This is a genomic window from Chitinophaga sp. CB10, from assembly GCA_001870995.2.
GTDB lineage: Bacteria > Bacteroidota > Bacteroidia > Chitinophagales > Chitinophagaceae > Chitinophaga.
On the sequence record MLAV02000016.1, the window covers coordinates 99,890 to 112,699 of the forward strand.

Sequence of the window (12,810 nt, forward strand, 5' to 3'; positions counted from 1 at the left end):
ACGAACTGTCTAAAAACAGTAATGAAAAGAGGGAACGACATATTGAATGAATTAAAGCAGATCGCACCGGGAGCCGCCTGGCCTGCTGATCAACCGTTTTCGGCGCCTGCCGGATACTTTGATCAGCTTCCGGAGATGATTGCTGATAAAATTCGTTTGCAGGATGCGCTGGGCGCGCCTGTATCCCGCCGCTCCCCGCTTTCGCCGCCCCCGGAAAGCTACTTCGCGCAACTGCCGGCTGCTATTCTCAGCCAGGTGAAGGAAGTGTCCGTAGCGGAAGAACTGGAAGCAGTGTCGCCTTTGCTGGCCTCCCTGCCCAAAACCAACCCTTTCTCACTACCGGAAAACTATTTTGAAAATATTCAAACGGCTATTACCGAACCTACCCCGGTTATACCCATTAGTACAACCCGGAAACGCCCGTGGCTACGGTGGGCTGCTGCCGCCAGCATCCTCGTTATCCTTGGCGTGAGTGCCCTGTTCTTTATCGGTAAGGAACATTACCACCACGATTACAGCGATATCGAAAACCAGCTGACCGCCATCAGTGATGAGGATATCATCGCCTACCTGCAAAACCATGCGGACGCTTTTGACACCGAAACCATTTATGCGCAGGCTGCAAAATCAGCAGTGATTCCTCAACTGGAAAAACAAATCCATGAAACAGTACCCGGCGAAGTACTTCAGCATTATATGCTCGAAGCCTCGCTTGCTAATGATGAATTACCCAATGAGTAATAAATGAGAAATTTTTATAGCATATTGATTTTTATTGCCGCATTGCTCACCTGCATCCCTCACGCTTTCGCCCAGCAGGATGATGCAGCCAAGCAGCAATTGAAATCAATAGAAATAGCCTACATCGCACGGACACTGGACCTTACGCCGGATGAAGCCCAGAAATTCTGGCCGGTGTACAATAACTATCGCGGCGAAATTGATCAACTCATTGCCGAAAAACAACGCAGCCGGAAATTAAACGAAAAGGCTGCCCGTGGCCTGGATGCCGACGCCATTGCCAGAAGCAATATGGACAAGGACCTCAGCTTCGATAAACGCATGCTCGACATCAAGACCCGCTACACCGCCGAGTTCCAGCGCGTGCTGCCCGCCCGCAAAGCCGGCGCCGTATTCAGCAGCGAACAGGAATTCAGGCGCATGATGATCCGCCATCTGAACAGCAATAAAAGAATCCAGCGTATCAATCAGCAACAAATACCTAAACCAAGACAATAAGGCGCCTCTGGGGCGCCTGACGTATTTTTTCCGCTTTTACTTTACTTATTGCTGTTGCTTGTAATGCGCACGCACTTCCTTTACCAGCCCCTGCCCGTTCAATACCATCATTTCCGCACTCAGGCTGTTATTGATGCTCTTGTAGTATAGCACGACTGAGTCTACGCCTTCGAGGATATGATACAGTTCAAAATGCAGATCAGGGTAGGCGGCAAGGCCCCGTAAAAAATAAGCGCGCAAAGCGGTTTTCCCTACCAGCTTACCACTGGGCTCATTGTTTAAGCGTTGTACAACGGGGGAATGAAACTCAATGTCTTCCGCGTAGTGCGACATGATCTCGTCTATATCATGGCTATTCCAGGCGGCTACCCATGCCTGGCCAAATGCTTGTTTGTCCGTCATGCTTTTTTTGATTACAAGGTACGACTGGCGGCTGACAGGGTATTGGCTGAAAAGCTCATTTTTTCGCCGGCGCTGAGGCCCCATGCCGCTCACGCACTGCATCCGGCCTGGCGCCAGGCCACCGGCGTTACCCCGTACTGTTTGCGGAATAAGCGGTAGAAGTGTGAGAGGTCTGTAAACCCGGTGCTATAGGCGATTTCCTTCACCGGCAGCTGCCCGGAGCGTAGCAGCAGCGCCGCCCGCTGTAACCGCATCTTCCAAAGCCACTCCATAGGGCTGCAATCATACAATGCCCTGAACCGGCGTTTGAGGGTAGCCACACTCACGCAGGCTGCCCGGGCCAGGTCTTCCATCTCCCAATCCTCCTGGATACCGGTACGCAACCGCTCCATGAGGGGGTCCATGCGGGAGCTGGCCACCCGCTGCAACATGGCCGCCAGCGCACTGTGCGAGCGCAACTGCCGCCACAGGAGGGCCTGCCATTCCCGTGGGTGCAGGTCCGTAACGGCGTTGCCCCGGAGCGCCGCCAGGACGCCTTGCAGCAGTTTCCTGCAATCGTTGCGGGGCAGCATTTGCATCTCCCCCGAAATAAACTGGTTTCCAGGCACGGGCCCACTGGTAATGACCTCATCAGGTAACACCATATTCAGACTGCTATAACCATTGCCTGTGTGCAATATCTCTGAACTCACCAGCGAGCCTGCGGGTATCACCAGCACATCGCCCTGGCGCAGCTGCATCACCTTATTGCCGCAATACATCCGCTTTTCCCCTGCCGTCACCAGGTTCACAACGGTATGCGGCACCAGCAGCTCATGCACGGCGGCGCTGGCATACATGCTGAAGGCCGCCCAGTCGCGGCCTTCAAATTTTTCAGTATTGATATACGACTGCCCACTTAAACTAAAACTGTCATAGCGGCTGTACATACCTGTGTCGATTTATTCAAACCTGGCTGTCGGTTGTTTAACATCGTGGTAGAACATAAAAGTCCAGCCTTCCTTTTTACCACGTTCCAGGAACTCCTGGCGCAATTCCATACTGCGTTTGCCATCATAGTCATACTTGGCGGCAAAGCGGTTTTTCATCTGGGAAATCTGCGGGGCTACGTCGCCGCCGAAGAACACCTTATCCTCGCCATCATCTACCAGGAATACCTGGTGATAAGGACAGTGGCCGCCGGTAACTTCGTAATGGATGTACCCATCGATGGTACCGTTGCCGGTGGTGAACACGATATTATCCCGCTGCTGCAGGATCACGATATCTTCGGAATGGTAGGATTTGCCGGCATGCTCCAGGGCGTACAGCATTTCCTCGTTATTCACATAGTAAGTGGCGCTGGGGAAAGACAGGCTCCGTTCGCCGGTCACCGGATCCACGGAGGATATACCGCCGGAGTGATCCTTGTGGAGGTGGCTCATCATGACTTTCGTGATCTCCATCGGGTTGATGCCCTCGTTGATCAGGTTCTGGTGGATCTGCAGCACCCCGTCGTTGTTACGGAAGCCGAGGCCCGCATCAAAGAGGATGTAATCCCTATCGGTGATCACCAGGAATGGCTGAATCTCTACCAGGAGCGAGCCGTGAGGCCTGTCCTGCATCTTGTCTGTCTCCAGGTTAAATGGAGTGAATTGCTTGGTTCCGTCTACGGTAAATGACCCTTCGGATAATGGTATAATACGTGCCATTCAACAAAGATACTAAGTAGTTTGATGTGATTTATACCGCCAACGGCAGGGTGGTTATAAAAGGATGAGGGGAAAGCGCCGGCGGCACTTTCCCCTCATCCCAATCATTTGCAGTGTTTATCTCAATACCATCTGCCTGTCGGCATCCAGTCGCAACATAATAAATATCAACATGGTAAAGGCCAGCAGGGAGCTACCTCCATAACTCACGAGCGGTAGCGGGATACCGATTACCGGCGCCAGACCTATGGTCATAGAGATGTTGATGGCCAGGTGGAAGAAGATGATACTGGCCACCCCATAGGCGTAGACTCGCGTGAACGTCGATCGCTGTCGCTCCGCGACATGGATTACCCGGAAGAGCAGGGCCACATAAATAGCGATGAACAGCACGCTGCCGACGAAGCCGAAATCCTCCCCGATGGTACAGAAGATGAAGTCCGTACTCTGTTCCGGCACGAAGTCGAAACGGGTTTGGGTGCCTTTGAGGTAACCTTTCCCCCAGAAGCCACCGGAGCCGATCGCGATCATACTCTGGCGGGTGTTGTAAGTAGCTTTCGGGTCGTTTTCCTTACCGAGCATTACCTCGATGCGGCGTACCTGGTAGTCCTTCAGTACCTTGGTGAAGGCGAAAGGCACGATGAACATTACGAACAGGGAGCAGAAAGCGTAGATACCGAGGATGACGAGCAGGCGGCTGCGCTTTCGCTTTATTTCCCGCCGGCTGAAATAGATGACCAGCGCCGTTATCACCGAGAAGATGATGAACAGGATCATTTTATCTACGAGCAGGGCGGAGAGTACCAGCACGATGCCGGAGAAGGCGATTACCAGGAGGACGCCCGGCAGGCCTTCGCGGTACATCACCAGGAAGAAGGAGAAGTACACCAGCGCCAGGCCGGTTTCCGACTGCAGGATGATAATGCCGGCAGGCACCAGTGCGATGGCTGCGGCGATCAGCCTGGAGCGGAGTTTATTAAAATCTGTTTCCTGCGAGCTAAGGTATTTGGCGAGGGCCAGGTTGGTACAGAGCTTGGTCAGCTCCGCCGGTTGAAACTGGAAACCTCCCAATACCAGCCAGGAGTGCGAGCCTTTTACATCCTTACCGATCCCCAACACCAATAGCAACAGTAATATCCCGAACGCATATACGAGGTTGGCCGTGGCAGTAAAGAACTTACTGTCCGTCAGCCATATGACCGAGGCTACTACAATGGAAATACCGAACCACATCAGCTGCCTGGAATAGTTTTTACTCAGGTGGATGATGTTTTGCCAGATATTGTCATCTCCTCTGTACTCCGCAGCAAAAATGGACATCAATCCGATGATCACCAATGCCAGGTAGAGGCCAACTATTGGCCAGTCGATCCCTTGCGTCAATTTGGTTTGCGGGCGGTTCATTATCTGTTTATCTGTTTGTGCGTTTACGGGTTATGGTTATGGTCTTTTTTTGATAACGGTACTGTTCAGCGAGTCCAGTTTGGATTTAGCCCTCATGGCTTCCGGAATGGTCACTGTTTCCAGTACGGTTTTGAGGAGTCCTTGTCTTCTCGGATTGGAAGAAATGGAATCTCTCAGGTATTTCTCGATCATCAGGGAGGCGATTGGCGCGGCGTAGCGGGCGCCGAATCCGGAGCGTTCCACGATCACGCAGATGGCGATCTTAGGATTTTCGGCCGGTGCAAATGCCACGAACTGAGCGTGGTTCGGCATTTTGGTACGCTTACCGTCTACGATGGCGTAGTTTTCAGCCGTACCGGTTTTACCTCCCATGGTGATACCGTCGATTTGTGCCACACGGCCGGTACCGCTCTCAATTACGTCCTGCATACCGTGGATTACGGCGCTGTAGGCGGTATCGGAGATGTGGGCCACTACGTGGCGCTCCTTGTATTTATCCAGCAGGTGGGTATCATCGTTATCGATGCTTTTCACGAAGTGCGGGATAAAGAAGGAACCTCTGTTGGAGACGATACACATGGCGTTGGCCATTTGCAGCGGGGTGGTTTCCACCTCGCCCTGGCCTATGCCGAGGAATACGTTGGTACAGGAGTTCCAGGAGCCTTTGTATTTAGCGTCGTAGTATTTTTTATCGGGGATGCGGCCGGGTCTTTCGCTGGGGATGTCCACCCCAATTTTATGACCGAAGCCGAAGTTGTTCATATAATCGGCCCACTTCTGCATACCGCCTACGCGTATGCCGCCCCATTTGGCAGCGTCCACGCTGAGCCGGTAGGTATGGCTGAAGTAGGAGTTACAGGAGTGCGACAGGGCGTTGCGCAGGTTGGAGGCGTGCCCGGCGTCGTGGTGTTCGCACTTGATAGGCCGGCCGCAACCATAGTATGCCCCGGTACAGGGGTAGCCGGTACTGGGGGTGATCACGCCTTCGTCCAGCCCTACGAGCGCGATCATCGGCTTGAAGGTGGACCCTGGCGGGTATTGCGCCTGGATGGCGCGGTTAAACAGCGGCAGGGTGGTATCCTGGTAGAGGCGGTTGAAGTTGGCACTGCGGAATGAGCCGGTCAGCAGGTTCGGGTCGAAGCTGGGGCCGCTCACCATGGCGAGGATACCGCCATCGGATGGATCGATGGCTACGATGCTGCCTATCTTGCCGTGCATGAGCTTTTCACCGAATGCCTGTAATTCTATATCCAGGGTGAGACGTAAATTCTTCCCGGCGACGGCGGCGCTGTCAAACTCACCATTCTCGTACGGGCCCTGCGGGCGGTTAAGATTGTCCTTCACGAGGTACTGTATCCCGCGTTGACCCATCAATACGCTTTCGTAGGTTTTCTCCAGCCCTGTAAAGCCGAGGTAATCCCCGGAGTTATAGGAAACGTAGTTGGAATCTTTCAGCATGGCAGGGGAAATCTCTGCGATATAGCCGAGTATATTGGCGCCCGCACCGTAGGGGTAGGAGCGAATCTGGCGTGGTATCAGCTCAAAGCCGGGCTGGAAGAGGTACATGCTTTCCTGGAGCTGCCCGTATATTTCGGCGGGCAGCAGGGATTGGAAAACGGATTGCCTCACCGGACCGTTTTTCTTGATACAGTCGGCGATTTTCTTTTTGAACTCTTCCTTATCGATTTTGAGGATGGTGCACAGGTAGGCGGTATCGATGTTCTTCACGCTCCTGGGGGTTACTACCAGGTCGTACAGCACATCGTTACTGAGTATGGCTCTCCCTTTGCGGTCGTAGATGATACCGCGGCTCGGGTAAACCACCTTTCTGAGTACGGCGTTGGCATCCGCGAGTTTCGCGTATTTCTTTTCCACCACCTGCAGAAAGAACAGTCGGACAATGATAATAGACATCATGCCGAGTATAATCAATTGAATTACTCTTCTCCTGGGCTGATTAAAAACAGACATGCAATTGTTGTAGCTTTTGCAAATTTAAACCTTCAATTGATCCTACGATCAGCCATGTATGTTTTCCGTTATTTTCTCGAAAAGAATAACATTTCGTAAAGAATAATGAGGAAAAGGCTGGCTGCGGAGGATAAAATAATTTTCAGCAACAGGTATAACGGGTTGGCAAAGCCGAATACTTCCAGTGTGAAGTACAGGGCATGATGCAGAAATACCAGGATGGCTGCATAGATCAGGAATTGGGACACGCCCATGCTTGTCATGGACGGGGTTTTCTGGGTGGTTTCGAATCCTCCCTGCGGCGACAGGATGTTGATAATAAACGGGCGCAGGTAGGCGATGAACACGCATGCTGCGGCGTGCATACCCATGGTATTCATAAACATATCCAGGGAGAGGCCCATCAGCAGGCCCAGTAGCATTAAGGCCGGGCGGGGAAGGTTGAAGGGCAGCGCCAGGATAAACAGCATGTAGATATACGGACTAACCAGCTGATGGATCAGGATTTCGTTCAGGACGAATACCTGTATCAGCAACAGCAGCACAAATCGGATGATATTTCTTAATAAGATACTCATTTAATCAGCTTGTAAGTCGAGTCTTCCAACCTTTGTTGTTCGTCTTTCAGCAGGTTCTCGATCACGTAAACGTATTGCAGGTTGTAAAAGTTAGTGGCCAGCTTCAGTTTGACCGGACGAGAGGTGCTGGATTTATCGCCCTGCATATACCCTACGATATAGCCGATGGGAATATTTTCAGGGAAGAGGGCGGAGAAGCCGCTGGTAACCACGGTATCTCCTTTATGCATTTTGGCGCTTTTAGGGATATCGCGGAGGGTAGCGTATTCGGGATCATCGCCATCCCAGTGTACGGAGCCCATTTCCTTACCATTTTGCAGCCTGGCGCTGATGGATACGGAATTGGATTTGGACAGGAGGGAGAGGATCACCGCATAGTTGTCGCTAACGCTGCGCACCACGCCTACCACGCCGCTGGAGCTGATCACGCCCATATTGGGTTTGATGCCCTGTTTGCTGCCGCGGTGGATGGTGATATAGTTCATGGGCTTGTTCAGTGAGTTGTTCACCACTTTTGCCTCTGCGTAGTAGTATTTGCGGACTTCCGCGCCGATGACCTTGCGGGCGCTGTCATCGCTGTATTTGCGGATAGTGTCGATCCGGACGCCGTTGGCGGTGGATACGCTGTCGAAACTGCTTGCGAGCGCATTGTGCAGGCGGGTATTTTCAGCTACGAGGCTATCGTTGGTGGCTTTGAGGTGGAAGTAGTATTGGATATTGTTGTATTTGTCGTACAGCTTACCGCTAATGTTATTGGCGGAGTTAATGTAGGCGGTCCGCTGAAAGTTGTTGTTTTGAAAGACCAATACAATACAAATCACTTCCAGCAGCAGAAATAAGAAGAAGTTGAAATATCGCCTTAAGAAAATGATCAGGTTTCGCACAAGCGCGCTAAAATTTTGAGATGTATTGATTTAGGGTAACAGGGTTACCGTTACCCTAAATCTCAAAATAGGTTTATTGCATCAGGAACGGATATTTACCCACATGCTTCAGTGCGATGCCGGTACCTCTTACTACAGCGCGCAGCGGATCGTCCGCTACATGCACGGGCAGCTTGATTTTTTGGGCAAGGCGTTTATCCAGGCCGCGCAGCAGCGCACCGCCACCGGTCAGGTAAAGTCCTCTGCGGTAAATATCTGATGCCAGCTCCGGCGGCGTTGTTTCCAGCGCTTTCAGGATGGCTTCCTCAATTTTAAAGATAGATTTGTCCAGCGCTTCGGCGATTTCCTGGTAAGATACCATGATCTGTTTAGGAATACCTGTTACCAGGTCACGACCGTTTACCGGGATGTCATCAGGCGGGTTATCCAGCTCTTTAAGGGCTGACCCGATGTGGATTTTGATTTGCTCAGCGGTTCTTTCCCCGATGAGCAGGGAGTGATAGCGGCGGAGTGCTTCCATAATATCGGCGGTAAACTCGTCACCGGCGATACGAATACTTTGATCACAAACAATACCCGCTAACGCGATAACGGAGATACCGGTGGTACCGCCTCCGATATCGATAATCATGTTACCCACCGGTTCTTCCACGTCAATACCAATACCCAGCGCAGCTGCCATTGGTTCATGTATGAGGTAAACTTCCTTGGCGCCTGCCTGTTCTGCAGAGTCGCGCACGGCTCTTTTTTCCACCTCCGTGATACTGGAAGGAATGCAGATAACCATTCGCCAGCTTGGAGCAAACAAAGGTTTCTTAGGGTAAATCATTTTTATCAGTTCCCTGATCATGCCCTCTGCGGCGTTGAAGTCCGCAATTACGCCATCTTTCAGGGGACGTATAGTACGAAGATATTCGTGAGTTTTTTCGTGCATCATCATGGCCTTCTTACCAACCGCCACAATTTTGCCGCTAGCCCGTTCTATCGCTACAATGGAAGGCTCGTCCACAACCACTTGGTCATTATGTATTATCAGCGTATTAGCTGTACCTAGATCAATCGCGATTTCCTGCGTTAAAAAATTAAAAAATCCCATTGTTGATACGGTCAAAAATTAGAATGCAAAAATGAATAATTCCAACGAATATACGATGCAAAAAATGGATATTCCTGCAATAATACGGCTAAATATTAAAAAATCTTATTTGTTGTACAAACGGTATAGTAACTGCTCTCTTTAAGTACCGATCAATCAGACGGATTTTAATCCCGTTTTAATAATTCCGCGCTAAAATAATGCCTTACTGCTCCGCTTTCTCGTGATATCGACAGCCCTCCCTTCGCTGCGCCAGTTAACATAGTTGCAGGATATGAGCCTGTGCCCGGCATTCGCCCTTTGCCCGGGGGCAGGAGCGCATGCCGGATCGAAGCTCCTTTTATTGTGTCAGTTAAATAAACTCATAACCAATGTCGCGACGGAAAGTCTTACCCTCAAATGCTATATGGTTGGCTGTTTGAACGGAATGACCCAGGGCCAGTGAGAGGCTGCTTGCCAGGGAGGTGATGCTCAGTACGCGACCGCCGTTGGTCAATACCTTATCGCCTTCCTGTTTGGTGCCTGCATGGAATACGATCTGGTCTTTGCCGGGCGCCGGAATACCTGAAATTTCCTTGTTCTTCTCATAAGCCTCAGGATATCCTTTGGATACCAGCATAACGGTGGCGGCTGCACGCTGATCGGTGAAGATCTGCCGGGAGGCCAGTTTGCCTTCATTTACAGCCACAAAGAGTTCCACCAGGTCGTTCTGTAACCTCGGCATCACTACTTCCGTTTCGGGATCTCCCATACGACAGTTGTATTCTATCACGAAAGGCTCACCTGCTACATTAATCAGGCCAAAAAATACAAAACCTTTATAAATAATTTTTTCTTTTGACAAGCCATCAATGGTAGGGCGGATCACCTTATCCTCCACCAGTTTCATAAAGGCGGCATCTGCAAACGGAACGGGGGATACGGCACCCATACCGCCGGTATTCAGCCCTTTATCGCCCTCGCCGATCCGCTTGTAATCCTTGGCCTCAGGTAGGATTTTATACGTATGGCCATCGGTAATAACGAAAACCGACAGCTCAATGCCTGTCAGGAACTGCTCAATCACCACTTTCTTGCTCGCATCGCCGAACTTGGCGGCCTTGATCATCTGGGTAAACTCTTCCACCGCCTCGTCGTGGTCGGAGGTGATGACCACGCCTTTACCGGCAGCCAGGCCGTCGGCTTTCAGCACGATTGGTAAGGAATGCTGCTTAAGGTAGGCGACTCCTTCTTCATAGGTTTCTTCATTGAACTCCCTGTAGGCGGCGGTAGGGATGTTATGGCGCTGCATGAACAGTTTGGCAAAGGCCTTACTGCCCTCCAGCTGTGCGCCTTCCCTGGAAGGCCCCATCACCGGGATGTGTTTCAGGGCCTCGTCCTGGCCGAAATAATCGTAAATACCGTTTACCAGCGCCTCTTCGGACCCTGGTACCACCAACTGGATGTCCTGCTCCAGGCAAAAGCTTTTTATCTTGTCGAATTCGCTCACACCCATGTTCACATTGGTACCGCACTGAGCCGTACCGGCGTTGCCAGGTGCTATAAACAGTTTTCCGCAAAGTGGACTTTGCGACATTTTCAGGGCCAGTGCATGTTCCCGACCACCACTTCCTAATAAAAGTATGTTCATAATGAATTAAAAACAGATGCGAAAGAAAATGCAAAGTAAGAGCAAAAAAACCTCAAAATTTGCCTTTTATAGCATTTTTTTAGGCGAATTCCCGATTTTCTTTAACTTGCTCAGGTTAAAGCTTAACAGAACCTTAAAACAATCGACAACAAAACTAACCATTTATGATGCAAACTGCTGTTGCACAAGGACCTGAGACTGCCTCAGAAAAGGGGCATCCAAAGGGCCTCTCGGTGCTTTTTGCCACGGAAATGTGGGAAAGGTTTAACTTTTATGGTATGAGGGCATTATTGACCCTCTTCCTGGTAAACGCACTGCAATTCTCAGAAGCTGAATCATCTTATGCCTATGGCGGGTTCCTGGGACTCTGCTACCTGACGCCTATGCTGGGCGGTTACATCTCCGACCGTTACCTGGGTAACAGAAACTGTATCCTGCTCGGTGGGTTCATAATGGGGATTGGTCAGCTCCTGATGGTGCTTAGCGCCACGATATACGCCGGCAGCGTGGACACAGCCCGCCTGGTTATGTGGCTCGCGCTCTTCGTTATCATCTTCGGGAACGGCTTCTTCAAACCTAACATCTCTTCCATGGTAGGCAGCCTGTATCCGAAGAACGACAACCGCCTGGATGCGGCCTTCACCATTTTCTACATGGGTATCAACATGGGCGCCTTCCTGGGTATGCTCATCTGCCCTATCCTCGGGGACGTGAAGCTCACTGACGGCACCCGTGTGGTAAGCGCCTTCAAATGGGGCTTCCTGGCTGCGGGTATAGCCATGTTCCTCGGTACTATCCTGTTCTACTTCCTGAAGAACAAGTATGTAGTTACCCCTGATGGCAAACCTATCGGCGCCAAGCCTACCTTCAACCCTTCCGCCGTTACTGCTACCGGCGAAGCGGATAAAGCCAAATTCTCCACCGGCGCTATCCTGGGTTGCACAGGCCTGCTGATCGCACTGTTCCTGATCTTCCATTTTGTGGCCAACGATCCTAACCCGATCAAATCCTGGATCTATCCGTTCATCTATGCGACCGGTATTTCCCTGGCCGTATTGATCCTCACTGATAAATCCATTTCTACCAAAGAAAGACAAAGGATCCTCGTACTCTACTTCGTGGCATTCTTCGTAATATTCTTCTGGGCATGTTTTGAGCAGGCCGGTTCTTCCCTGACTTTCATCGCGGATAAACAGACTGACCGCCGCCTGCTGGGCTGGGATATGCCTCCCAGCTTCATCCAGAACGCCAACTCCATCTTCATCATCATTTTCGCACTGCCTTTCTCTGCGCTGTGGCTGAAGCTCGGCAAAAAGAACCTGGAGCCTATCTCCCCTGTTAAACAGGCGATAGGTCTGGCCTTACTGTCCCTCGGCTTCCTCATCATCGCCATGCAGGTGAAATCCCTGGAAGGCGGCGCTAAACTGGGCGTTATCTGGCTTATTATCATGTACCTGTTCCACACGCTCGGAGAGCTGTGCCTGTCGCCGATAGGCCTCTCCCTCGTGGCTAAGCTGGCGCCGGCCCGTTTCAGCTCCCTGCTGATGGGCGTATGGTTCCTTGCTAACGCTGCCGGCTATGCGCTGGCCGGTACCCTCGGCGCGCTGCTGCCTCCCAACCCTGACAACTACGCGGATGCCGCTAAGGCCGGCGTAGACCTGCAAGGGGTGCTGAACGGCACGGTGGCTAAAACGCCTGAAATCCTCAGCAAACTGAATGAACTGAAGCTCTCTGCTTCCTATCCTTCCTTTGCAGGTTTCACGATCCACAACCTCTTCGAATTCTTCATGGTATTCGTTATCCTGCCGGGTACAGCGGCTGTACTGCTGTTCCTCATTTCTCCATTCCTCAAAAAATGGATGCACGGCGTTAAATAGTAACGGTATCGCATAAAATCATACAGAAGCCTCGCTGC

At 51.4% G+C, this 12,810-nt stretch carries 12 protein-coding genes; 3 read left to right on the forward strand and 9 right to left on the reverse strand.

What is annotated here, in order from left to right:
* Window positions 1-21: 21 nt before the first annotated feature.
* Both BOC67_RS20145 and BOC67_RS20150 read left to right on the forward strand, forming a co-directional pair.
* Window positions 22-741, forward strand: coding sequence for a hypothetical protein (locus BOC67_RS20145; protein ID WP_291912863.1), 720 nt, complete (start codon window positions 22-24; stop codon window positions 739-741).
* A 3-nt stretch (window positions 742-744) separates the two neighbouring features.
* Window positions 745-1,239: a hypothetical protein gene (locus tag BOC67_RS20150; protein ID WP_291912864.1), complete on the forward strand. Its 495-nt coding sequence runs from the start codon at window positions 745-747 to the stop codon at window positions 1,237-1,239.
* Window positions 1,240-1,284: 45 nt separating this feature from the next.
* Here the strand turns inward: BOC67_RS20150 and BOC67_RS20155 are convergent, their stop codons facing one another.
* The 9 genes from BOC67_RS20155 to purD form a co-directional block, all read right to left on the reverse strand.
* Complete coding sequence (locus BOC67_RS20155) at window positions 1,285-1,641, reverse strand: nuclear transport factor 2 family protein (RefSeq protein WP_291912865.1); 357 nt, start codon at window positions 1,639-1,641, stop codon at window positions 1,285-1,287.
* Window positions 1,642-1,730: 89 nt separating this feature from the next.
* Window positions 1,731-2,570, reverse strand: coding sequence for an AraC family transcriptional regulator (locus BOC67_RS20160; protein ID WP_291912866.1), 840 nt, complete (start codon window positions 2,568-2,570; stop codon window positions 1,731-1,733).
* Between the two features lie 12 nt (window positions 2,571-2,582).
* Window positions 2,583-3,332, reverse strand: a complete 750-nt coding sequence (locus BOC67_RS20165) for an MBL fold metallo-hydrolase (protein ID WP_291912868.1) — start codon at window positions 3,330-3,332, stop codon at window positions 2,583-2,585.
* Window positions 3,333-3,449: 117 nt separating this feature from the next.
* The gene (gene rodA / locus BOC67_RS20170) at window positions 3,450-4,736 is read right to left on the reverse strand and encodes a rod shape-determining protein RodA (protein ID WP_291912871.1); all 1,287 of its coding nucleotides are present in this window, start codon (window positions 4,734-4,736) and stop codon (window positions 3,450-3,452) included.
* A gap of 36 nt (window positions 4,737-4,772) precedes the next feature.
* The gene (gene mrdA / locus BOC67_RS20175) at window positions 4,773-6,707 is read right to left on the reverse strand and encodes a penicillin-binding protein 2 (protein ID WP_291912872.1); all 1,935 of its coding nucleotides are present in this window, start codon (window positions 6,705-6,707) and stop codon (window positions 4,773-4,775) included.
* A 68-nt stretch (window positions 6,708-6,775) separates the two neighbouring features.
* Window positions 6,776-7,285, reverse strand: a complete 510-nt coding sequence (gene mreD / locus BOC67_RS20180; protein WP_291912874.1) for a rod shape-determining protein MreD — start codon at window positions 7,283-7,285, stop codon at window positions 6,776-6,778.
* On the reverse strand, window positions 7,282-8,169 hold the full coding sequence (mreC, locus tag BOC67_RS20185) for a rod shape-determining protein MreC (RefSeq protein WP_291912877.1): 888 nt from the start codon (window positions 8,167-8,169) through the stop codon (window positions 7,282-7,284). The genes mreD and mreC overlap by 4 nt, the downstream gene beginning before the upstream one ends.
* 73 nt (window positions 8,170-8,242) lie before the next feature.
* Complete coding sequence (locus BOC67_RS20190; protein WP_073078293.1) at window positions 8,243-9,265, reverse strand: rod shape-determining protein; 1,023 nt, start codon at window positions 9,263-9,265, stop codon at window positions 8,243-8,245.
* Window positions 9,266-9,617: 352 nt separating this feature from the next.
* A complete protein-coding gene (gene purD / locus BOC67_RS20195) occupies window positions 9,618-10,895 on the reverse strand; it encodes a phosphoribosylamine--glycine ligase (protein ID WP_291912883.1) in 1,278 nt (425 codons plus the stop codon).
* Window positions 10,896-11,062: 167 nt separating this feature from the next.
* Between purD and BOC67_RS20200 the strand changes: the two genes are divergently transcribed.
* The gene (locus tag BOC67_RS20200) at window positions 11,063-12,772 is read left to right on the forward strand and encodes a peptide MFS transporter (protein ID WP_291912958.1); all 1,710 of its coding nucleotides are present in this window, start codon (window positions 11,063-11,065) and stop codon (window positions 12,770-12,772) included.
* Window positions 12,773-12,810 lie beyond the last annotated feature (38 nt).

Coding starts and splice junctions, on each gene's coding strand:
- BOC67_RS20165 (WP_291912868.1), bottom strand. CDS start 3,332: ATGGCACGTATTATACCATTATCCGAAGGGTCATTTACCGTAGACGGA.
- BOC67_RS20200 (WP_291912958.1), top strand. CDS start 11,063: ATGCAAACTGCTGTTGCACAAGGACCTGAGACTGCCTCAGAAAAGGGG.
- rodA (WP_291912871.1), bottom strand. CDS start 4,736: ATGAACCGCCCGCAAACCAAATTGACGCAAGGGATCGACTGGCCAATA.
- BOC67_RS20155 (WP_291912865.1), bottom strand. CDS start 1,641: ATGACGGACAAACAAGCATTTGGCCAGGCATGGGTAGCCGCCTGGAAT.
- BOC67_RS20160 (WP_291912866.1), bottom strand. CDS start 2,570: ATGTACAGCCGCTATGACAGTTTTAGTTTAAGTGGGCAGTCGTATATC.
- purD (WP_291912883.1), bottom strand. CDS start 10,895: ATGAACATACTTTTATTAGGAAGTGGTGGTCGGGAACATGCACTGGCC.
- BOC67_RS20150 (WP_291912864.1), top strand. CDS start 745: ATGAGAAATTTTTATAGCATATTGATTTTTATTGCCGCATTGCTCACC.
- mreD (WP_291912874.1), bottom strand. CDS start 7,285: ATGAGTATCTTATTAAGAAATATCATCCGATTTGTGCTGCTGTTGCTG.
- BOC67_RS20190 (WP_073078293.1), bottom strand. CDS start 9,265: ATGGGATTTTTTAATTTTTTAACGCAGGAAATCGCGATTGATCTAGGT.
- BOC67_RS20145 (WP_291912863.1), top strand. CDS start 22: ATGAAAAGAGGGAACGACATATTGAATGAATTAAAGCAGATCGCACCG.
- mrdA (WP_291912872.1), bottom strand. CDS start 6,707: ATGTCTGTTTTTAATCAGCCCAGGAGAAGAGTAATTCAATTGATTATA.